The sequence below is a fragment of the Dactylosporangium aurantiacum genome, assembly GCF_000716715.1.
Taxonomy (GTDB): Bacteria; Actinomycetota; Actinomycetes; order Mycobacteriales; family Micromonosporaceae; genus Dactylosporangium; species Dactylosporangium aurantiacum.
Genome location: NZ_JNYJ01000039.1, coordinates 61,260 through 81,594, shown reverse-complemented (window position 1 = coordinate 81,594; position 20,335 = coordinate 61,260). Strand labels below are relative to the sequence as shown.

18 protein-coding genes and 1 pseudogene are annotated in these 20,335 nt (G+C 73.8%); 11 read left to right on the top strand and 8 right to left on the bottom strand.

The genetic code is table 11. From position 1 onward, the window contains the following. The 7 genes and pseudogenes from OP18_RS36525 to OP18_RS36495 all read right to left on the bottom strand — a co-directional run. Positions 1 to 358, bottom strand: a pseudogene (locus OP18_RS36525) (hypothetical protein); the annotation flags it as partial. Positions 359 to 486: 128 nt separating this feature from the next. Continuing rightward, complete coding sequence (locus OP18_RS36520) at positions 487 to 831, bottom strand: cupin domain-containing protein (RefSeq protein ID WP_033363712.1); 345 nt, start codon at positions 829 to 831, stop codon at positions 487 to 489. Beyond that, entirely contained in the window at positions 819 to 1,829 is a 1,011-nt protein-coding gene (locus OP18_RS36515) for a Gfo/Idh/MocA family protein (protein WP_033363736.1), read from the bottom strand. Before OP18_RS36515 ends, OP18_RS36520 begins: the two co-directional genes overlap by 13 nt. A 2-nt stretch (positions 1,830 to 1,831) precedes the next feature. Continuing rightward, positions 1,832 to 3,136: a mannitol dehydrogenase family protein gene (locus OP18_RS36510; protein WP_033363711.1), complete on the bottom strand. Its 1,305-nt coding sequence runs from the start codon at positions 3,134 to 3,136 to the stop codon at positions 1,832 to 1,834. After that, entirely contained in the window at positions 3,124 to 4,416 is a 1,293-nt protein-coding gene (locus tag OP18_RS36505) for an enolase C-terminal domain-like protein (protein WP_033363710.1), read from the bottom strand. The genes OP18_RS36510 and OP18_RS36505 overlap by 13 nt, the downstream gene beginning before the upstream one ends. After that, a complete protein-coding gene (uxaC, locus tag OP18_RS36500) occupies positions 4,413 to 5,855 on the bottom strand; it encodes a glucuronate isomerase (RefSeq protein ID WP_052387864.1) in 1,443 nt (480 codons plus the stop codon). Before uxaC ends, OP18_RS36505 begins: the two co-directional genes overlap by 4 nt. Next, on the bottom strand, positions 5,848 to 7,053 hold the full coding sequence (locus tag OP18_RS36495) for a Gfo/Idh/MocA family protein (RefSeq protein WP_033363709.1): 1,206 nt from the start codon (positions 7,051 to 7,053) through the stop codon (positions 5,848 to 5,850). The genes uxaC and OP18_RS36495 overlap by 8 nt, the downstream gene beginning before the upstream one ends. Before the next feature lie 135 nt (positions 7,054 to 7,188). On the opposite strand from OP18_RS36495, the gene OP18_RS36490 reads away from it, so the two are divergent. From OP18_RS36490 to OP18_RS36470, 5 genes are all read left to right on the top strand, one after another. Further along, entirely contained in the window at positions 7,189 to 8,169 is a 981-nt protein-coding gene (locus OP18_RS36490) for a LacI family DNA-binding transcriptional regulator (protein WP_033363708.1), read from the top strand. 72 nt (positions 8,170 to 8,241) lie between these two features. After that, on the top strand, positions 8,242 to 9,489 hold the full coding sequence (locus tag OP18_RS36485; RefSeq protein ID WP_389250276.1) for an ABC transporter substrate-binding protein: 1,248 nt from the start codon (positions 8,242 to 8,244) through the stop codon (positions 9,487 to 9,489). Positions 9,490 to 9,499: 10 nt separating this feature from the next. Continuing rightward, the gene (locus OP18_RS36480) at positions 9,500 to 10,459 is read left to right on the top strand and encodes a carbohydrate ABC transporter permease (protein ID WP_033363706.1); all 960 of its coding nucleotides are present in this window, start codon (positions 9,500 to 9,502) and stop codon (positions 10,457 to 10,459) included. Next, complete coding sequence (locus OP18_RS36475) at positions 10,456 to 11,286, top strand: carbohydrate ABC transporter permease (protein ID WP_033363705.1); 831 nt, start codon at positions 10,456 to 10,458, stop codon at positions 11,284 to 11,286. The genes OP18_RS36480 and OP18_RS36475 overlap by 4 nt, the downstream gene beginning before the upstream one ends. Before the next feature lie 5 nt (positions 11,287 to 11,291). After that, on the top strand, positions 11,292 to 11,885 hold the full coding sequence (locus OP18_RS36470) for a hypothetical protein (RefSeq protein WP_156090044.1): 594 nt from the start codon (positions 11,292 to 11,294) through the stop codon (positions 11,883 to 11,885). On the opposite strand, the gene OP18_RS36465 is transcribed toward OP18_RS36470, so the two are convergent. Continuing rightward, a complete protein-coding gene (locus OP18_RS36465; RefSeq protein ID WP_081971413.1) occupies positions 11,862 to 14,537 on the bottom strand; it encodes a transglycosylase domain-containing protein in 2,676 nt (891 codons plus the stop codon). The genes OP18_RS36470 and OP18_RS36465 overlap by 24 nt on opposite strands. Before the next feature lie 218 nt (positions 14,538 to 14,755). Here OP18_RS36465 and OP18_RS36460 point away from each other — a divergent pair, with 218 nt between their 5' ends. The 6 genes from OP18_RS36460 to OP18_RS36435 all read left to right on the top strand — a co-directional run bounded on the left by OP18_RS36460 (position 14,756) and on the right by OP18_RS36435 (position 20,326). Next, on the top strand, positions 14,756 to 15,961 hold the full coding sequence (locus tag OP18_RS36460) for a sensor histidine kinase (protein WP_052387862.1): 1,206 nt from the start codon (positions 14,756 to 14,758) through the stop codon (positions 15,959 to 15,961). Next, positions 15,958 to 16,623, top strand: coding sequence for a response regulator (locus tag OP18_RS36455; protein ID WP_033363704.1), 666 nt, complete (start codon positions 15,958 to 15,960; stop codon positions 16,621 to 16,623). The genes OP18_RS36460 and OP18_RS36455 overlap by 4 nt, the downstream gene beginning before the upstream one ends. 74 nt (positions 16,624 to 16,697) lie before the next feature. Beyond that, a complete protein-coding gene (locus OP18_RS36450; protein WP_052387861.1) occupies positions 16,698 to 17,516 on the top strand; it encodes an alpha/beta hydrolase in 819 nt (272 codons plus the stop codon). Then, complete coding sequence (locus OP18_RS36445) at positions 17,491 to 18,312, top strand: O-methyltransferase (RefSeq protein ID WP_052387860.1); 822 nt, start codon at positions 17,491 to 17,493, stop codon at positions 18,310 to 18,312. The genes OP18_RS36450 and OP18_RS36445 overlap by 26 nt, the downstream gene beginning before the upstream one ends. Continuing rightward, entirely contained in the window at positions 18,245 to 18,478 is a 234-nt protein-coding gene (locus OP18_RS36440) for a YegP family protein (RefSeq protein ID WP_081971412.1), read from the top strand. Before OP18_RS36445 ends, OP18_RS36440 begins: the two co-directional genes overlap by 68 nt. Before the next feature lie 72 nt (positions 18,479 to 18,550). Next, a complete protein-coding gene (locus tag OP18_RS36435; protein WP_033363702.1) occupies positions 18,551 to 20,326 on the top strand; it encodes an N-acetylglutaminylglutamine amidotransferase in 1,776 nt (591 codons plus the stop codon). Positions 20,327 to 20,335 lie beyond the last annotated feature (9 nt).

Here is a 20,335-nt window from a genome sequence, read left to right as displayed (position 1 = left end):
CGTTGGCCAGCTCGAACACCGGGTCCTGGCTCTCGCCCTGACCGCCGTCGCCGATGCAGCAGTACCGCTTCATCCCGCCGTCGAGCGTCCCCGACACCTGGATCGTGCCGTTGTTGACCGGGGCGTCGCCGGACTTCGTCGGCCAGCCGGAGCCGGGCGGCGGCGAGGACGACGCCGGCGGGGTGTCCGACACCGTGGGCACCGGCGTGGTGGGTCCCGGCCCGGCGGCGTCGGACACCGTCACGTCGTCGAAGGACGCCGACGCGTAGGAGGTCTGCACGCCGGCGCGGCCGGTCCCGGCGACACCGGCGGCCAGGATCGGCCATCGGCGCCGCCGCACGGAGCGGGGCAGTGCCATGCGTTGCCTCCGGGAACGGAAGGTGGGGGCGTCGCGTGCACGGGGTGTACGGCTCTTGGGCGGACTGGGCGGGTCAGCCGTCTGCGCGCTGAGGAAAGCGCATTCCTAGAGCCAACGTAGACCGGTGCCTATGCCCGGTCAAGTGGTGCGAGGTGCATCCAGGTGAACACGAGCGGCACGTCGCCGTCGCTGACCAGGTGGTGGTCCTCGCCGGGCGGGATGATGAGCAGGTCGCCGGCGCGGAACGTGTCCGCCCGGGCGCCGTCGATCTCCACGTACCCGCTGCCCTGCACGATCGTGAAGATCTCCGGCACGTCGTGGGTGTGCCGGTCGGACTCGGCGTGGGTGCGGTGCCCCGGGTCGTCGTAGCGGCTGATGCCGCCGCGCATGACGGGCCCCCAGCCGGCGCCGATCGCGGCGAGGGTGGCGGGGGTGCCGCCGTCGGGCAGGTCGGCGACGGTCAGCTTGCGCATGGCAGGTCTCCTACTTCGGTGAGCAGTGCGTGCCGCTCGGCCGCGGCGCGCACGAGGTCGGCGATGCCGGGGATGGCGATGCCGTCGTCGACGGCCACACCGGTGATCGGCACCGGGTCGGGCGACGCCATGATCTGTTCGGCGAGCGCGGTGAACGGCAGGGTGCGCTCCAGCGGCGCGATGAGCGGGTCGCCGGACAGGAGGTTCTCCAGCAGGCTGATCCGCCCCGGCAGCGCCACGCCGTCGAGGCGGTCCTGCGGGTACACCACGTGGGCGCGGCCGCGGGTGCCGGTGACGGTGATGTCGCCGGCGATGAACCCGGTCGAGGCGAGCGTGACCGCGACCGTGACGACCGGCCCCTCGGCGGGGGTGAGGCGCAGCGCGGCGGTGTCCTCCACCTCGATGTCCCGGGTGCGGAAGCGTTCCAGCTCCAGTGTCCACGGTGGACGGACCCGGCCGATGTCCAGCGCCTGCATGAGCGCGTGCGCGAACGGGTTCACGAGGGCCCCGTCGACGGCGCGCCGCCCCGCCCACGGCGAGCGGGTCCAGTACGACGCGGGCCGCCACCACGCCCCGGCGACCGCGATGTGGGTCAGCTCGCCGAGGTCCAGGGCGGCGAGCGCGGGCAGCGTCGGCGAGCCGAGTGCCTGGAACCCGACCTGGCAGCGCCGCCCGGTCTCGGCGAGCGCGGCGGACAGCTGCTGGTGCGCGTCGAGGTCGAGCACCGGCGGCTTCTCCAGCAGCAGGTCCGCGCCGGCGCGCACGGCGTCCAGGGCGATGCGCAGGTGGGTGTGCGGCGGCGTGCAGATGACGACGTAGTCCGGTTTGTGCTCGGCGAGCAGCAGCCGGTGGTCGGTGTACACGGGCAGCGCCTCACCGAACATCGGCTGGACCTCGCCGAGGGCGACGAGCCGGACCCGGTCTCCGAGCTCGGCGATGTGCTGCCGGTGCCGGCGGCCGTGCCCGGCCGCCCCGATGAGCGCGATCGTGGGGGTCACGTTCACAGGGCCGCCAGGGTGGCCGCGGCGCCGTGCCGCTCCAGCTCGCGCAGCCACCGCTCGACCTCCGCGCGCAGCGGCGCGTCGTCGGCCAGCCCCGGCCGCAGCAGCTCGAGCAGCTGCTGCGGCGTGGCGCCGCGCAGCCGCGCCGCGAGGGGGTCGTTGAGCGGCAGCTCGGTGCCGTCGTCGGCGCGGCCGCCGACGAACCGGATCCAGGCGGCGAGCACGAGCGCGCCGTACACCGGCACCTCCCCGGCGGCGCGCCGGTCGGCGACGGTGCCCAGCAGCCGCTGCGGGAGCTTCTGGCTGCCGTCACCGGCGACCTGCAGCGTGCGGTAGCGCAGCGCGCTGTTGGCGAAGCGGGCGAGGACCTGCTGCCCGTAGGGGATCGCGGGCAGCCGCAGCGTCGGCGCGATGTCGCGCTCGATGAACGCCTCCATCGCCGCGCGGTAGCCGGGCAGCGCGAGCGCGGCGTCGATGGTGCGCGCGCCGGCGAGGACGCCCAGGTAGGCCAGGGCGGAGTGCACGCCGTTGAGCGCCCGCAGCTTGCGCAGCTCGTAGGGGGCGGTGTCGGTGGTGAGGGTGACGCCGGCGAGCTCCAGCGCGGGCCGGCCGCCCGGGAAGTCGTCCTGCACGACCCACTCCCGGAACGGTTCGGCGGCGATCGCCGCCTCGTCCCGGGCGCCGATGAGCGACTCCACCGTCGCCAGGGTCTCGGGGGTGCTGGCCGGCACGATCCGGTCGACCATGGTGCCCGGGAAGCTCAGCAGCGCCATGATGTCGGGGTCCTGCAGGGCCTCGCCGACCAGCCGGCGCAGCAGCTCGCCGTTGCCGTTGAGGTTGTCGCAGCTGACCAGCGCGAGCGGGGTCTGCCGCCGCCGGAGCCCGCGCACCAGCAGGTCGAGCACGGCGGAGCCGGGAACGTACGCCTTCTCGGTGACGGTGAACGTGACGACCTTGACCGCCGGGTCGGCGATGCGGTCCAGGACGGCGTCGGACTCGGACCCGGCGTGCAGGACGCTGTGGAACGCGCCGACGACCCGGGCGCTCGCGTCCGGCCCGTCGACGGTGAGCACGCTGTACAGCATGTCCTGCGCGCTCAGGGCCGCCAGGACGTCCCGGGAGCTGGGCGCGACGCCGACGATGCCCCAGTCGCCGCCGCCCCTGGCGATCGCGTCCTCGATGTACACCGCCTGGTGCGCCCGGTGGAAGGCGCCGAGGCCGAAGTGCAGCACCCCGGCGCCCACCTCGCCCGGCCGGACCAGCGGCGCCTCCTTCAGGGGCGTGGACCGGTTCAGCCGCGCCATGCCGGCCCGTCCGGGAAGGAGAACTCGGCGATGGACTCGGGGCGCAGCTCGACGCTGTACCCGGGCCGCGACGGCAGCCGGTAGCGGCCGTGCTCGACCGTGACCGGGTCGGTGAAGTGCTCGTGGAGGTGGTCGACGTACTCCACCATCCGGCCCTCCATGCTGCCGGTGAGGCGCAGGTAGTCGAAGAACGCGAGGTGCTGCACGTACTCGCACAGCCCGACGCCGCCGGCGTGCGGGCAGACCGGCACGCCGAACTTCGCGGCCATCAGCAGCTCGGCGAGGACCTCGCCGACACCGGCGATCCGGCACGCGTCGATCTGCATGACGCGGATCGCGTCGGCCTGCAGCAGCTGCTTGAAGATGACCCGGTTGGCGGCGACCTCACCGGTCGCGACCCGGCAGCGGCCGCCGGTGATCGTGTCGAGGGCCTGCTGGATGCGGGCGTGGCCGAGCACGTCGTCGGCGTGGGTCGGCTCCTCCATCCAGTACGGGTCGACCTCGGCGAGCCGGCCGAGGTTGGCGATCGCCTCGTCGACGTCCCACACCTGGTTGGCGTCGAGCATGAGCAGCGCGTCGGGGCCGATCTCGGCGCGGATGATCCGGGCGCGGCGCACGTCGTCGTCGATGGCGCCGCCGACCTTCATCTTGACCGCGGTCCAGCCGTCGGCGACGGCCCGGCGGGTCAGGTCGCGGACCTTGTCGTCGGGGTAGCCGAGCCAGCCGACGGAGGTCGTGTACGACGGCAGCCCGGCGTCGCGGGCGTGGGCGAGGCGCTCCTCGTACTCGGCCAGCCCCTTGTCGAGGATGGCGGCGGCCTCGTCGCGGCTGAGGGCGTCGCTGATGTGCCGGAAGTCGACGGCCGCGAGCAGGTCCGCGGTCGGCAGCTCGGCGAGCAGCTGCCACATCGGCTTCCCGGCGCGGCGGGCGCGCAGGTCCCACACGGCGTTGAGGATCGCGCCGGCGGCCATGGCGATGACGCCCTTCTCCGGGCCGAGCCAGCGCAGCTGCACGTCGGCGGTGAGGGTGCGGGCGCCCTCGAAGGTGCACAGCTCCTCGACGGTGTGCCCGACGACGTGGTGCTCGAGGGCACGCACGGCCGCGCAGGTGAGCTCGTTGCCGCGGCCGTTGGTGAAGGTGAGGCCGGATCCGGTGACGCCGTCGTCGCCGGTCAGCTCGACGTAGGTGGCGGAGTAGTCGCCGCGGTTGATCGCGTCGGACCCGTCACCCGCGGCGGCGGTGGGGAACCGGACGTCGTGGACGGTCAACCCGGTGATCATCGTGCTCCTTCGGAGGCGCGCGCCGCGACGGTGCGCGCGTAGACGCGTTTGGGCAGGTGGTAGGCGAGGTCGGCGATGGTCTCGGCGGCCTCGTCCAGGGGCAGGCGGTGCTCGGCGACGAGCCGGGCGAGGAACCCGGCGTCGACGCGGCGGGCGACGTCGTGGCGCACCGGGATGGAGCAGAACGCGCGGGTGTCGTCGACGAACCCGGCGGTGTTGGCGAAGCCGGCGGTCTCGGTGACCGTCTCCCGGAAGCGGCGCAGCCCCTCGGGGCTGTCCAGGAACCACCAGGGCGCGCCGAGGAACACCGCGGGGTAGCCGCCGGCGAGGGGCGCCAGCTCGCGGGTGAACACGGTCTCGTCGAGGGTGTACAGCACGACCCGGAACCGCGGGTCGGTGCCGAACGCGTCCAGCAGCGGCTTGAGGGAGCGCACGTACTCCGTCGGGGACGGGATGTCGCCGCCGACGTCGCGGCCGTGCCGGGCGAACAGGGCGGTGTTGTGGTTGCGCACCGCGCCCGGGTGCAGCTGCATGACGAGGCCGTCCTCGACGGACATCCGGGCGAACTCGACCAGCATGTGCGCGCGGAACCGCTCCGCGTCGCGACTGTCGGCCTTCCCGGTGAGGGCTTTGTTGAACAGCGCCGCGGCGTGCGCGGGGGACAGCGCGAGGGTGGCCGCGGTCGGGTGGCCGTGGTCGCTGGAGGTGGCGCCGGCGGCGATGAACGCCTGCCGGCGCTCCCGCAGGCGCTCCAGGAACTGCGGGAACGTGGTCACGCCGAGCTGCTCGATGCGCCCGGCCCAGCCGGGCCACTCGAAGTCGACGACGTCGTCGGGGCGGAACGTGGTGATGACCCGCCCGCCGGGGCCGCCCCAGCCGTCGGCCTCGAGCTTGGCGTGCGCGGTGAGGTCCGACAGCGGCGACTCGGTGGTGGCGAGGACCTCGAGGTTGAAGCGCTCGAACAGCGCCCGGGGCCGGAACCCCGGGTCGTCGAGGCGCTCGGCGAGCAGGTCGTAGACGAGGTCGGCGGTGTCGGCGCGCAGCGGCACGGTGACGCCGAAGACGTCGGCGAGGACCCGCTCGGTCCACAGCCGCGACGGGGTGCCGCGGAACAGGTGCCAGTTGGCCGCGAGGAGCCGCCAGATGGTGCGCCCGTCGGTCTGGGTGGGGCTGCCGTCGACGGTCGGCACGCCGAGCTCGTGCGGAGCGATGCCCTGGCTGGCGAGCATCCGGGTCACGTAGTGGTCGGGCACGACGATGAGCCTGGCCGGGTCGGGGAACGGCCGGTCGTCGGCGAGGATCGCCGGGTCGACGTGGCCGTGCGGGCTGATCAGCGGGAGGTCCCTGGCGTGCTGGTACAGCTCCCGCGCGATGGCCCGGATGCCGGGCTCGGCGGGCAGCAGCTGGTCCTCGTGGACGTGGGTGCTCAGGCTAGTCATGTGGAATCCTGACGGGCAGTCCGACGGCGATGGACTCGTTGGCGGCCAGACCGATGCGCAGCGCGCGGGCGCCGTCCTCGGCCTCCGCGGCGGCGACGCCGCTGGGCGGTCCCGCGCCGAGCAGGTCGGCCAGCATGCGGGCGTCGCCGCCGCCGTGGCCCTCCCGCTCGTAGGGGATCGGGATCTCGCGCGGCTCGCTCCAGTGCGGGTGGACCCGCAGCGTGGCCCGGCCCGGCTCGTCGCCCTTGATGAGCCCGGTGGCCCCGGCCGCGACGTGGTCGGTCTCGACCACCTCCAGCTCGAGGCGGCCCTTGCTGCCGTTGAACATCACCCGGTAGCCCTCCCAGGGGGCGTAGGCGGTCAGGTGATAGGTCATCGTGGCGCCGCGGGCGTAGCGCACGAGGACGGCGAGGTCGTCCTCGATGGTGATGCCGGGCGCGAAGACGTCCTGGTCGCGCCGGTACCCGTCGGTGGTGCCGGTGTACAGCGCGTCGCGGTGCGGGTCCGTGCCGAGCGCGAAGCGGGAGCGGGGCAGTCCGGCGCCGGCGCCGGACTCACCGTAGAAGAACAGCCGGCCCTGCGCGTAGACCTCGGCCGGCTCGTCGTCGAGCCACCAGTTGACCAGGTCGAAGTGGTGCCCGGACTTGTGCACCAGCAGGCCGCCGGAGTTGGCCTTGTCGCGGTGCCAGCGGCGGAAGTAGTCGGCGCCGTGCCGCACGTCGAGCAGCCACTCGAAGTGCACGGAGCCGATCTCGCCGACCTCGCCGGAGGCGACCAGCCGCTTGAACGTCTCGTGCAGCGGGTTGTAGCGGTAGTTGAACGTCACCCGCACCCGGCGGCCGGTGCGGCGCACGGCGTCGAGGATGCGCGCGCAGCGCTGCGCGTCGACGGTCATCGGCTTCTCGGTGAGCACGTCGCAGCCGGACTCGAGCGCCGCGACGATGTACTCGTCGTGGACCCGGTCCACGGTGGTCACGATCGCGACGTCGACCTTCTCCTCGTGCAGCATCCGGCGGAACTCGGTGGCGGGGTAGGTGGGGACCGGCGCCGGCAGCCGCGCGTTGTGCACGGCCATGCGGTGCGGCTCTGGGTCGGCGAGCGCGACGAGCGCGCAGGTGTCGCGATGCGGCCCGGTGAGTGCGCGCGTGAACATCTCAGCGCGCGATCCGGTGCCGACGATCGCGTAGCGGGTGTGCATCGGTTGTCGCTCCCTTGGGACTGCAAAGGGTTGCAGCGACACTGTGCTCCACCGCCACACTTCGGGTCAATACCCCTGGATTTTCTGCATCCATAGGCGTTGACATGACAGCAACCGTTTGCATTAATGACTGGCGTGCCCGCCACTATTCGAGATGTAGCCCGCGCCTCCGGCGTCCATGTCTCCACCGTGTCGCGCACGTTCTCAGCACCGCATCTGGTCAACCCCGACACCCGCAGCCGGGTGCTGTCCACCGCGGAGAGCCTCGGCTACCGGCCCAACCGTGCGGCCCGCGCGCTCATCACCGGGCGGACGCACAACATCGGCCTGATCGTCGCCGACATCGCCAACCCGTTCTTCCCACCGATGATCAAGGCGGCGGAGTCGCAGGCCCGGCAGCGGGACTACCACCTCTTCGTCGCCGACACCAACGAGGACCCGGTGATGGAGGAGCAGCTCGTCCAGGCCCTGGCCAAGCAGGTCGACGGCGTGCTGCTGTGCAGCCCGCGGATGAGCAACGACCTGATCGAGAAGCTGCGCCGCGAGGTGCCGCTGGTCGTGGTCAACCGGGCCGTCGAGGGGCTCCCCGCGGTGGTCATGGACGTGGCGAACGGCGCCAAGGCCGCGATCGAGCACCTCGTCGGTCTCGGCCACCACGACCTCGCCCTGCTCGGCGGGCCGCGTGGCTCGTGGACCAACCGGGAGATCCGGCGGTCCGCGACGGCCGCGGCGAAGGCCGCCGGGGCCAACCTGACCGTGCTCGGACCGCACCAACCGACCGAGGCCGCCGGCGCCGCCGCGTGCGACGCCGTGCGTGCCACCGGGGCCACCGCCGTGCTGGCGTACAACGACCTCATGGCGATCGGCCTGCTCCAGGCACTGCACGACCGGGGCGTCAGCGTCCCGGCCGAGCTCAGCGTCGTCGGCATCGACGACATATCGCTCAGCCGCCTGATCCGCCCCAAGCTGACCACGGTCTCCACCCCGACCGCTGCCGCCGGGCGGGCGGCCGTCGACATGCTGCTGCAGCACGACGACGAACGCCGCACCAACGCGCTGGTGACGCTCCAGACGGAGCTGATCGTGCGCGAGTCCACCGGGCCCAACCCACATTGATCCCCTGCCAGGGAGTGACACGCCATGTCCGGAACACCCCGCCGTAGACTTCTGGCAACCGCCCTCGCCGCAGTGTTGCTCGCGCCGCTCGCCGCCTGTGGCGACGACGGCGGCGAGTCGCCAGCGGTCGACTCAACCAAGCCCGTCGAGCTGAGCATCTTCTGGTGGGGCGGCGACGCCCGTGCCAAGCTCACCGAGGAGGCGCTGGCCCTCTACACCAAGAAACACCCCAACGTCACGTTCAAGAAGACGTGGCAGGCCAACCAGGGCTACTTCGACAAGCTCGCCACGCTCACCGCGGGCAACGACGCACCCGACATCTTCCAGATCGACGACAACTTCCTCACGGAGTACGCGTCGCGCAACGTCACGCTCGACCTGACGTCGTACCAGAAGTCGGGCAAGCTCGACACGTCGAAGTTCCCCGAGAGCCTGTGGAAGTACGGCGTCGTGGACGACAAGCTCGCCGGCGTCGCCTTCGGCGAGAACACGCAGGGCCTGGTGTTCAACAAGACCAAGCTCGCCGCGGCCAACCAGCCGCTGCCGACCACCGGCATGACGTGGGAGGCGTTCATCGACTGGGCGGCCGCCGCGACGACCGCCACCAAGGTGCCCGGCACGCAGGACCCGAGCGCGGACTACAAGGCGTTCTGGATCTGGCTGCGCCAGCAGAACAAGGACCTGTACAAGGGCAAGGAGCTCGGCTTCACCGCGCAGGACGTGACCGCCTGGTTCGACCTGTGGAAGGGCGCCCGGGACCGCAAGGCCACCCCGACGGCCGACGTGATCCGCGAGGGCAACGCCACCGACATCACCAAGCAGCTCGTCGTCACCGGGAAAGCGCTTACCTCCTGGGTGTGGGTGAACCAGCTGCCCGAGCTGCAGAAGAACACCAAGGACGAGCTCGGCGTCGTGGCGTACCCCGGCGACCCCAAGGCGCAGTGGGCCCGCGCGGCGCTGTACTTCTCCGTCTACCGGGGCAGCGACAAGAAGGACGTGGCGGTCGACGTCATCAACTTCCTCGCCAACGACCCCGAGGTCGGCAAGGTCCTCGGCACCGACCGCGGCCTGCCGCCGAACCTGGACATCCGCGCCTCCGTGCTCGGCAGCGTCACCGACGCGGCGATGAAGACCTCCATCGAGGTGGAGAACACGCTGGGCAAGACGTTCGGCCCGTCGCCGCAGGTCCCGCTGAAGGGGCACAGCACGCTGCGCTCCGAGCTCATCAAGGCCGCCGAGTCCGTGCAGGCCGGCAAGGCCACCCCCGCACAGGCCGCCGAGGCCTTCGTCACGGCCGCGAAGTCCGCGATCTCGAAGTGAGGCTCCTCCAGTGGCGCTGACCACCGCGCCGGCACCTTTGCACCGAGCGGCGAAGGGGCCCCGCGTCGAACCGCGGGGCCCCCGCCGCGAAGGGCTCGCCGGCTACCTCTTCCTGACACCGTGGCTCATCGGGCTGGCCACGATCACGGCCATCCCGATGCTCATGTCGCTGGTGCTGAGCTTCACCGACTACGACATCCTGTCGGACTGGTCCGAGCTGAACTGGGTCGGGTTCGCCAACTACGAGCGGATGTTCACGCAGGACCCGACGTTCTGGCACGCGGTGCAGGTCACCGTGCTGTTCGCGGTCATCGCGACGCCGTTGAAGCTCGCCGCCGCGCTCGGCGTCGCGCTGCTGCTCAACAAGGCCATCCGCGGGGTCGGGCTGTACCGCAGCCTGTTCTACCTGCCGTCGCTGCTCGGCGGCAGCGTCGCCCTCGCGATCGTGTGGGTCTCGATGTTCAGCCGGGACGGCGCGTTCAACGAGTTCCTCAAGCTGTTCGGCATCGCCGGCCCCGGCTGGGTCAACGACCCCGACTACGCGCTGGGCACCCTGATCCTGCTGGCGGTCTGGCAGTTCGGCGCGCCGATGGTCATCTTCCTGGCCGGGCTCAAGCAGGTGCCGGTCGAGCTGTACGAGGCGGCGTCCGTCGACGGCGCCGGCGCCCTGCGCAAGTTCCGCTCCATCACGCTGCCGATCCTGTCGCCGGTCATCTTCTTCAACCTGGTGCTGGAGACGATCCACGGCTTCCAGGGCTTCACGTCGGCGTTCGTGATCAGCGGCGGCACCGGCGGCCCCGTCGACTCGACCCTCATGTACACGCTCTACCTGTACATCAAGGGCTTCACCGACTACGAGATGGGCTACGCCTCCGCGCTGGCCTGGGTGTTCCTGCTCGCCGTCGGCCTGCTCACCGTCGTGCTGTTCAGCACGGGACGTTTCTGGGTGCACTACGGGGATGAGCGATGAAGGCTTTCCTGCGCACGGTGGTGATCCTCGCGTTGCTCGGGATCATCCTCTATCCGCTGTTCTGGGTGCTGGGCAGCTCGTTCAAGAGCCAGCCGGAGATGCTCAGCAACGCCGGGGTCGTGCCGGAGGTCTTCACCCCCGGCAACTACCCCAACGGCTGGTCGCACCTCGACACGAGCTTCGGCCGGTTCTTCGTCAACAGCACGGTCGTGTCGCTGCTGGTGGTGCTCGGCAACGCCCTGTCGTGCCTGCTGGCCGCGTTCGCCTTCGCCCGGCTGCGCTTCCGCGGGCGGGCCACCTGGTTCGCCATCATGGTCGGCACGCTGCTGCTGCCCGGGCACGTGCTCATCGTCCCGCAGTTCATCGTGTTCCGGCAGCTCGACCTGGTCGGCGGCGAGTTCCCGTACCTGCCGCTGATCCTGCCGCACTTCCTGGCCACCGAGGCGTTCTTCGTCTTCCTCATGGTCCAGTTCATGCGCGGCATCCCCCGCGAGCTCGACGAGGCCGCGAAGATCGACGGCTGCTCGACGTTCGGCGTGTTCCGCAACGTCATCCTGCCGCTGAGCCGGCCGGCGCTGGTCACCACGGCGATCTTCTCGTTCATCTGGACCTGGAACGACTTCTTCCGCCAGCTCGTGTACGTGTCGGACCTGCCGAAGTACACGGTGCCGGTGGCGCTGCGGCTCTTCATCGACTCGCAGGGCCAGTCCGAGATCGGCCCGATGTTCGCCATGTCGGTGCTGTCGCTGCTGCCGGTGTTCCTGTTCTTCCTCGCCTTCCAGAAGATGCTCGTCGAGGGCATCAACACGTCCGGCCTGAAGGGGTGACCAGCGTGGCGCGTCGCGACTTCCGGGAGACCGTCACGGTCGCCGCCGACCTCGCGCTCGTCGGCATCGCCGTGACCGTGGCCAGCCTGCCGGTGCTCACCGCCGGCGCGGCCGCGCACGCCGGCTCCGTCGCCGTGCGCGACATCATCGACGGCTGCGCCGTGCGCCCGGCCGAGCTGTGGCGGGTGTTCCGGCGCTCGCTGCTGCCCGGCGCCGCCGCCACCGTCGCGACCGCCGCCACCGCCTGGCTCCTGCTGTTCAATCTCGGCGCCGTCGCCTCAGGCCGGGTCCCGGGCGGGTTGCCCGTGCTCGTCGGCACCGGCGCCGTCGCCGTCGCACTGCTCGCCGCCTGCGCGTTCGGCGTCGTGCACCTGGCCCACCACCATTCGTGGACCGGTGCGCTGCGCTGGGCGGCCGGCACGGTGTGGCGGCAACCGCTCACGGCGGCGATGGTGGCCGGGGTGTCATCCATCGCCGCCGTGATCGGCGCGCTCATCCCCGTCACGCTGCCGATGCTCGTCGGGTACCTGCTGTTCGCCGTCCATGTCGTGGTCGCCCGCCGGCTCGGCGCCGCCTCACCCGTCGCCGCCGACGCCTGATCCCGAGGTCGGCGCCGGCTCCGGGGTCGGGACCAGGCTCTCGACGGGGGACCCCGCCGGGGTCGGCGACGGTGGCGGCGCCGTCGGCAGCTGCGCCGACTCCGGCTCGAGGGTCGGTGACGGCACCGCGACCGGCGGCGCCGTCACCGCCGGCACGTCGAACGTCCAGCCGGCCGCCAGCAGCCGCGGGATCAGCGTCGCCAGCGCCTCCACCGTCTGCCGGCGGTCGCCGCCGCCGTCGTGGACCAGCACGATCGCGCCCGGGGTGAGCTGCCGCTCGACGCGTGACACGATCTCCGCGGCGCCCGGCAGCGTCCAGTCGTCGGGGTCGACGCTCCAGCCGATCGGGGTGTGCCCCAGGTCGTAGGCGACCTTCGCCGAGACCCCCCAGTCGCCGTACGGGGCGCGGAAGTACGTGACGGCCGCGCCCGGCGCGGCGGCCGCGATCGCGGCGTCGGTCGTGGTGATGTCGCCGAGGACCCGCTCCGCCGTGGCGTGCCCGAGCGCGTCGTGGTGGGTCGAGTGGTTGCACAGGGCGTGCCCGTCGGCCACGATGCGGCGCAGCCGCGCCGGGTCGGCCGCCACCGCCTCGCCGACGACGCAGAACGTCGCGCGGATCCGGTACTGCCGCAGCAGGTCCAGCACCGCCGTCGTGTACTGCGACGGCCCGTCGTCGAACGTCAGCGCGACGGTGCGGCCCGGCCCGGCGGCGCGCAGCACGGGCCGGGCACCGACGGCCGCGGCGGGTGCCCGGCCGCCGGCGAGGTCGTCGGGGCTGTCGCCCTGCCCGGCGTCGCCGGTGTCGGTGCGCCCGACGTGCGCGGCGGCGGGGAACGCGGCCACGGCGGTGTCCCGCAGCGCGGCGTGCAGGAAGTCCCGCCACAGCCGCGCCGGCAGCGTCTCACCCTCGACGGGGTGCCCGGCCGCGTCCCGGATCGGGCCGGGCACCAGCCGGCCCATCCAGACGGCGGCGGCGAGCTGCGGGGTGTACCCGGCCATCCACGCGTCCTGGTTGTCGTCGGTGTTGCCCCACTGCTGGCTGCCGGTGACCCCGGCGGCGGGCCGCCCCGGCGCCAGCCCCCGCCCGTCGACGACGGCGCGCAGCACGGCGGTCACGTCGGCGGCGACCCGCGGGTCGACGGCCGCCGCCCGCACCGGCGCCGCCGCCCACAGCACGTCGCCGGCCGCGGTCGCCGCCGACACCACGAAGTGCCGCTCGCTGCGGGTGCCGCCGGCGGCGAACGTCGCGTACACGGTGGCCACGTCGGCGGGGGAGACCGGGTACCGGCCGATCGCGATGTCGGCGCGGGTGCGCCCGGGCCGCGGGTCGCCGTCGGCGTCGACGAGCGACGGGCGGCCACCGTACTGCGGCGACACCCCGAGGTCCAGCGCCGCGGCCCGTACCTTGCCGGCCCCGATGCGCTGGGTCAGCGCGTAGATCGGGGTGTTCAGCGACCGGACCATCGCCTCCTGCAGGGTGCAGTCGGGGCACTGCACGCCGTCGCGGTTGACCAGCGGCGCGCCGCCCCGGTCGGCGAACAGCCGCGGCGAGCGGCCGTCCCACCGGGACAGGAACGCGATGCCCTCGCGCAGGCCGGCGGCGAGCGCGACCGGCTTGAACGTCGCCGCCGGTGGGTGCGGGGCGGCCGCGTCGTCGTAGTAGCCGCGGCCCTGCCCGCCGCCGTAGTACGCGCGGACCGCCCCACCGGCCGGGTCGACCGCGACGAGCGCGGCCCGCAGCCCGTCCGGCTGGTCGCGCAGCGCGGTGCCGACGAGGTCGAGGGCGGCGCCCTGCGCGGTCGCGTCGAGCGTGGTGACGACCGACAGGCCGCCGGTGTGCAGCTGCTGCGACGTGACGCCGTGCCGGGCGAGCTCCCGCTCGACCTGGTCGACGACGAGCCCGTTGCCGCCGGCGCCGCCGGTGCGGCTCGCCGGGGGCAGCACCGCCGGGTACGCCAGGCCGGTGTCGCCCATCGCCGCGACGATCCACCGCCAGCGGTCGAGGGCCTCCGCGGGGTTGACGGCTGGGTCGAAGTACGACGGGTCCTTGACGGCCGCGGCGAGCACGGCGCCCTGTGCGGCGTCGAGCCGCTCGACGGGGACACCGAAGTACGCGTCGGCGGCGGCGGCGATGCCGTACGCGCCCCGGCCGTAGTAGATGGTGTTCAGGTAGCGGGCGAGGATGTCGTCCTTCGACGTGCTGCGCTCCAGCTTCACCGCGAGCGCGAACTCGCGGGCCTTGCGCCCCGCCGACACCTGCTGGGTCAGGTACGCGTTGCGCACGTACTGCTGGGTGATCGTGGACGCGCCCTGCCGGTCCCCGCCGGCGTCGGCGACGACGGCCCGGACCACGCCGCGCACCGACACGCCCCAGTGGCGGTGGAAGTCGCGGTCCTCGGCGGCGACGACGGCCCGGCGGACCCCGTCGGGGATCGCGCCGAGCGGCACGTCGCGGTGGCTGGTGACACCGACGCGGGCCAGGACGGTGTGCCCGTCGCGGTAGTACAGCACCGACGCCTGCGGGCGCAGCGGCGCGTCCGGCAGGTCCACCGAGGCGATCCACCCCTCCAGGGCGGCGTCGGCGGCGATGGTGACCAGGACGAGCCCGACCAGCGCGCGGCACGTGCCCGGCAACAGCTTCTTGAGGTCCATGCTGCGGGCCACGCTAACGGCGGGCCGCGGCCCTGCCGATCCGCCGGGCGGCGGACCACGGCGCGGGTCAGCCGCCCGGGCGGCGGGCCCGGCGACCGTCGCCGCCGGGCGCCCCGCCGGGCGACCGCCGCCCGGGTAGCCCGGTCGGCCGACCCCGGCCCGGCCGTCCGTGCCGCCGTCGCGTCCACCGCGGTCCGTGCCGCTGTTACGGTGCCAGGGTGGTGAGCGTGCTGAGGACGGGCCTGCGGGACCTGCGCGGGTTCCTCGTCGGCCCCGACCCGCCGGTGCACCCCCGCACCCGCCTCGGCCGGGCCCTGCCGACGATCGGCGTCGTCGTGTCGATCCTGTGCGGGCTCGTCACCTACGAGTACTTCCTGGGCAAGTCGCCGGGGGTCGGCTCGCTGTTCCTCGCCGTCGACGCCGCGCTCATCGCCGCACCGGTCGGGCTGGTCGCGGCCCGGCCGCTGCTCGCGTGGCGGGTCGCGTTCCTCGTCGCCGGGTTCGCCGGCACGACCGTGCCCATCCGGCAGGAGCAGCCGTGGCCGTGGGTGCCGGTGCAGATGCTCATGTTCCCGGTGCTGCTCGCCGTCGTCGCGGTCCGGCACCGCCGCGGCGTCGTGGTGTGGACCGGGCTGTCGGCGGCGCTGCTGCTGGTCATGTTCGTCGACCCGGGCAACGTCGCGGCGCTGCTGCTCGCCGTCACCGCCGTCCTCGTCGTCGGCGACCAGGTCCGCCGCCGCCGCGAGGTGCAGGCCGCGCTCGCCGAGGAGGAGGAGCGCACCGAGCTCGCCCAGGCCCGCCGCGCCGTCGCCGAGGAACGCAACCGGATCGCCCGGGAGATGCACGACGTCGTCGCCCACCACATGTCGCTGATCGCGGTGCGCGCCGAGACCGCCGTGTACCGCATCGACGGCGTCCCGCCCGCCGTGGCGGAGGAGCTCGCCGCGATCGCCGGCACGTCCCGGGAGGCCCTGGTCGAGATGCGCCGCCTCCTCGGCGTGCTGCGCAGCACCGAGACGCCGCTCGTCGAGCCGCAGCCGGTCCTGGACGACCTCGCCGGGCTGGTCCGCGACGCCCGGGAGGCCGGCGTCGACGTCACCTTCGACCCGCTGCCGGGCGCGCGGGTGCCTCCGGCCGTCGGGCTGGCCGCGTTCCGCATCGTGCAGGAGGCGCTGAGCAACGCCCGGCGGCACGCCCCGGGCGCACCCGTGCGCATCACCCTCACCCTCGGCCCGTCCACCCTGGAGCTGTACGTGCACAACACGCTCGACGCCGCCGCCGGCGAGACCACCGGCGGTGAACGCCACGGCCTGCTCGGCATGCGGGAACGCGCCACCGCGATCGGCGGCACGTGCCACGCCGGGCCCGACCCCGACGGCGGGTACACGGTGCGGGCCACCCTGCCGCTGGAGGTCGCCGCGTGATCCGGGTCCTCGTCGTCGACGACCAGGCGATGGTCCGGCAGGGCTTCGCCGCGCTGCTCGCCGCCCAGCCGGACCTGCTCGTCGTCGGTGACGCCGCCGACGGCGCGCAGGCCGTCGCGATGGCCCGCGAGCACGCCCCCGACGTCGTGCTCATGGACGTGCGGATGCCGGTCCTCGACGGCATCCAGGCGACCCGGCGCATCCTCGACGCCGGCCCGGGCCTGCACCGGCCGAAGGTCGTCATCCTCACCACGTTCGACCTCGACGACTACGTGTTCGAGGCGCTGCGCGCCGGCGCGTCCGGGTTCCTGCTCAAGGACGCCCCGGCCGCCGAGCTCGTCACCGCCGTGCGGGTCGTCGCCGCCGGCGACGGGCTGCTCGCACCGTCGGTGACGCGGCGGCTCATCGAGCAGTTCGCGGCCCGGCCGAGGAGCGCCGGGCACCAGCCGGCCCGCCTCGCCGCCCTCACCCCCCGCGAGACGGAGGTGCTGCGGCTCATCGCCCGCGGCCGGTCCAACGCGGAGATCGCCGACGAGCTCGTCGTGGCGGAGCAGACGGTGAAGACCCACGTGAGCCGGGTCCTGACGAAGCTCGACCTGCGCGACCGCGCCCAGGCCGTCGTCTTCGCGTATGAGACGGGCGTCGTCAGCGCCGGGACGTAGTACCGGGGAGCTACCCGGCACATGGTTCCGCGGAGTGACGATCCGGGCACCGGCACCCACCTACGGTCGGTCCCATGCTTCGCAGACTCCTGCCGATCCCCGTCGTCGCGGTGCTCTGGTCGGTGCTCGGGCCCGCCCAGGTGTCGCCGGTGCCGGTGCTGGCCGTCCACGGTGCCCGGTACGCCGACGGGCTCGCGGTCGAGGTCGTCGGCGACCCGGCGACCGCCGCGACCGTCGTCGTGCTCGTCCCCGGCGTCGACACCACCGCCGCCAACTTCGACCGCGGCCTCGGCGGCGTGCAGCGCCGCGCCCCCGCCTGGCAGGCCCGGCAGCTCGCCGACCGGGCCGCCGCCCGCCGGCCCGCCGGCGCCGCACCGGTCGCGGTCGTCGCGTGGCTCGGCTACCACCCGCCGCGCGGGATCCGCCTGGCCGCGGTCCGGGAGGACGCCGCGGCGACCGGCGCCGCCGCGCTGCTGCGGTTCCTTCGCGACGTGCCGGCGCCCCGGCTCGTCCTCGTCGGGCACAGCTACGGCTCCACCGTCATCGGCCGGGCCGCCGCGCGGCTCGACGCCGGTCTCGGCGGCCGGGTCACCGACGTCGTCGCGCTCGGCAGCCCCGGCATGGGCGTCGACCGCGCCGCCGACCTGCACACCACCGCCCGCGTCTGGGCCGGGACCGCCGCCGGTGACTGGACCCGCCGCCTGCCGGGGCTGCGGGTCCTCGGCGCCGGCCACGGCACCCACCCCGGCGACCCGGCGTTCGGCGCGCTGCCGCTGCCCGTCGACGGCGTCACCGGCCACGACGGCTACTTCGTGCCCGGCACCGGCTCCCTCGACGCCCTCGCCGCCATCGCCAACGGAGACCTCGATGCTGCCGCTCGACACGGTCATTAGCTGGTACCGCGCGTACGCCGACGACCTGCGCGCCGCCCGCGACGAGCAGCGGGAGCTGCTGGCGCAGCAGGCGATGCGGCCCCGCCTCGACGACGTGGAGGCCGAGATCAGCTACCTGACGGTCCGGGCGCTGCGCCCGCGCACCGTGCTGGAGCTCGGCGCGGCCCGCGGCTGGTCCACCACGTGGCTGCTGCGGGCCCTGCGCGACAACGCCACCGCCGGCGGCGACGGCGGGGTGCTGCACAGCTACGACCTCACCGACGCCGCCGCCCGTCACGTCCCCGCCGCGCTCGCCGGCGACCGCTGGCGGTTCACCCCCGGCGACGCACGCCGCCGCCCGCTGCCCGCCGACCCCGGGTTCGTGCTGCTCGACGCGGCGCACACGGCGCGCTTCGCCCGCTGGTACACCACCGCGATCCTCGAACGGCTCCCGCCGGGCGCCGCCGTCGCCGTCCACGACGTCTACCACCACCGCCGCCCGGGCCCGGTGGGTGAGGGCGCCGTCGTGCTCGGCTGGCTGCGCCGCCGCGGCATCGGCCACCTGACCGCGTCCAGCGCCGCCGACCCCGACACCCACGACCGGCTGCTGGGCCTCAAACGCAAGCTGCGCCTCGCCGCCCCCGTGCACGCCGCCGCGTCGCGCAACCCGATGCTGTTCTTCCGCACCCCGGGCCGTGGATGTTCCGCCGCGCCGGTCAGCGGGTACGGGAACCTCAGGAGGTGCCCCGATGAAGATCGTCCTGGTGCGGATCCCGAACGGACGGTTCCGCTTCCGGCTGCTCACCGACAGTGGTGAGGTCGTCGCGGCCAGCGGCACGTACCGGCACAAGGCGTCCGCGCTCGCCGGCATCGACACGTTCCGGGCCCAGCTCGCCGACGCCGAGGTCGAGGACCGGACCGACCGTGACGCGGCGGGTGACCGGCTCGCCCAGCCCGTGCCCGGCGGCCTCCCGCCGATCTGAGCCCGGGCCGGCGGCGTACCGGCAGCACGACCCCATCACCAGTACATCCCGAGCAGGGGAGCGGACAACAGCATGTGTGGCATCGGCGGCGAGGTCCGCTTCGACGGTGTTCCGGCCGACCTCGGGATCGTCGCCGGCATGACCGCGGCCATGGAGCCCCGCGGACCCGACGGCAGGGGACTGTGGCACGACGGCTGGGCCGCCCTCGGCCACCGCCGGCTCAGCGTCATCGACCTGTCCGACGCCGGCGCCCAGCCGATGCTCGACGAGCGGCACGGCATCGCGATCGTGTTCAACGGATGCGTCTACAACTACCGTGAGCTGCGCGACGAGCTCGCCGCCGGCGGCTACGCGTTCCGCTCCACCAGCGACACCGAGGTGATCATCGCGGCGTACCACCGGTGGGGCGAGCGGTTCGTCGAGCACCTCGTCGGCATGTTCGCCGTCGCCCTGGTCGACCGGCACCGCCGCCGCCTCGTCCTGGCCCGCGACCGGCTCGGCATCAAACCGCTGTACCTCGCGCCGCGCCCCGGCGGCCTGCGGTTCGCCTCGACGCTGCCCGCCCTGCTGCGCGCCGGCGACGTCGACACCAGCCTCGACCCGGTCGGGCTGCACCACTACTTCACCTGGCACTCGATCGTGCCCGGCACCCACACCGTCCTGGCCGGGATCAGCAAGCTGCCACCAGCGACCGTCCGGGTCGTCGAGGCCGACGGGCGCACCCGCGATCGCGTCTACTGGCAGCCCGACTACGTGCGCGACCCGGTGATGGACGCCGCCGACTGGAAGGCCGAGCTGACCGCGGCGCTGCGCACCGCCGTGCGGCGGCGCCTCGTCGCCGACGTGCCCGTCGGGGTCCTGCTGTCCGGCGGCCTCGACTCGAGCCTCATCGTCGCCCTGCTCGCCGAGGCCGGCCAGCGCGACCTGCGCACGTTCAGCATCGGCTTCGAGTCCGCGGCCGGCGAGGGCGGCGACGAGTTCCGCTACTCCGACGTCGTCGCCGACGCGTTCGGCACCGACCACCACCGCATCCGGATCCCCGACGACGAGCTGATGCCGGCCGTCGAACGCAGCGTCGCCGCCATGACCGAGCCCCTCGGCACCCACGACGTCGTCGCGTTCTACCTGCTGTGCCAGCAGGTGTCGCAGCACGTGAAGGTCGCCCAGTCCGGGCAGGGCGCCGACGAGGTCTTCGCCGGGTACCGCTACCACGCGCCGCTGGCCACCGCGCCCCGCGACGCCGCCCTCGACGTGTTCGCCGGGGCGTTCTTCGACCGGGACCACGCCGAGCTCGCCGAGGTGCTCGACCCCGACTACCTGTGCGACCGGGACGTGAGCCGCGACCTCGTCGCCGCGCACCTCGCCGCGCCCGGCGCCGACACCGCCCTCGACGCGGCGCTGCGCCTCGACACGCACCTGCTCATGCCGGACGACCCGGTGAAACGCGTCGACACGATGAGCATGGCGTGGGGTCTGGAGCTGCGCACCCCGTTCCTCGACCAGGACCTCGTCGCGCTCGCCGCGAAGTGCCCGCCGGCGCTGAAGGCGGCCCACGGCGGCAAGGGCATCCTCAAGGAGCTGGCCCGGGACCTGGTGCCGGCCGACGTCATCGACCGGCCGAAGGGGTACTTCCCGGTGCCGGCGCTGCGCCACCTGGACGGGCCGCTGCTCGACCTCGTCGCCGACGTGCTCACCAGCCCGACGGCGAAGCAGCGCGGCCTGTTCCAGCCCGCGTTCGTCGAGGAGCTGCTGCGCCACCCCGACCAGCACACCGAACGCACCGGCGCCAACAAGCTGTGGCAGCTGGGCCTGCTGGAGCTGTGGCTGCAGGCGCACGACGTCGGCTGAGCGGCGCCG

Coding starts and splice junctions, on each gene's coding strand:
- OP18_RS36495 (WP_033363709.1), bottom strand. CDS start 7,053: ATGCACACCCGCTACGCGATCGTCGGCACCGGATCGCGCGCTGAGATG.
- OP18_RS36510 (WP_033363711.1), bottom strand. CDS start 3,136: ATGGCGCGGCTGAACCGGTCCACGCCCCTGAAGGAGGCGCCGCTGGTC.
- uxaC (WP_052387864.1), bottom strand. CDS start 5,855: ATGACTAGCCTGAGCACCCACGTCCACGAGGACCAGCTGCTGCCCGCC.
- OP18_RS36445 (WP_052387860.1), top strand. CDS start 17,491: ATGCTGCCGCTCGACACGGTCATTAGCTGGTACCGCGCGTACGCCGAC.
- OP18_RS36440 (WP_081971412.1), top strand. CDS start 18,245: ATGAAGATCGTCCTGGTGCGGATCCCGAACGGACGGTTCCGCTTCCGG.
- OP18_RS36465 (WP_081971413.1), bottom strand. CDS start 14,537: ATGGACCTCAAGAAGCTGTTGCCGGGCACGTGCCGCGCGCTGGTCGGG.
- OP18_RS36450 (WP_052387861.1), top strand. CDS start 16,698: ATGCTTCGCAGACTCCTGCCGATCCCCGTCGTCGCGGTGCTCTGGTCG.
- OP18_RS36475 (WP_033363705.1), top strand. CDS start 10,456: ATGAAGGCTTTCCTGCGCACGGTGGTGATCCTCGCGTTGCTCGGGATC.
- OP18_RS36435 (WP_033363702.1), top strand. CDS start 18,551: ATGTGTGGCATCGGCGGCGAGGTCCGCTTCGACGGTGTTCCGGCCGAC.
- OP18_RS36520 (WP_033363712.1), bottom strand. CDS start 831: ATGCGCAAGCTGACCGTCGCCGACCTGCCCGACGGCGGCACCCCCGCC.
- OP18_RS36505 (WP_033363710.1), bottom strand. CDS start 4,416: ATGATCACCGGGTTGACCGTCCACGACGTCCGGTTCCCCACCGCCGCC.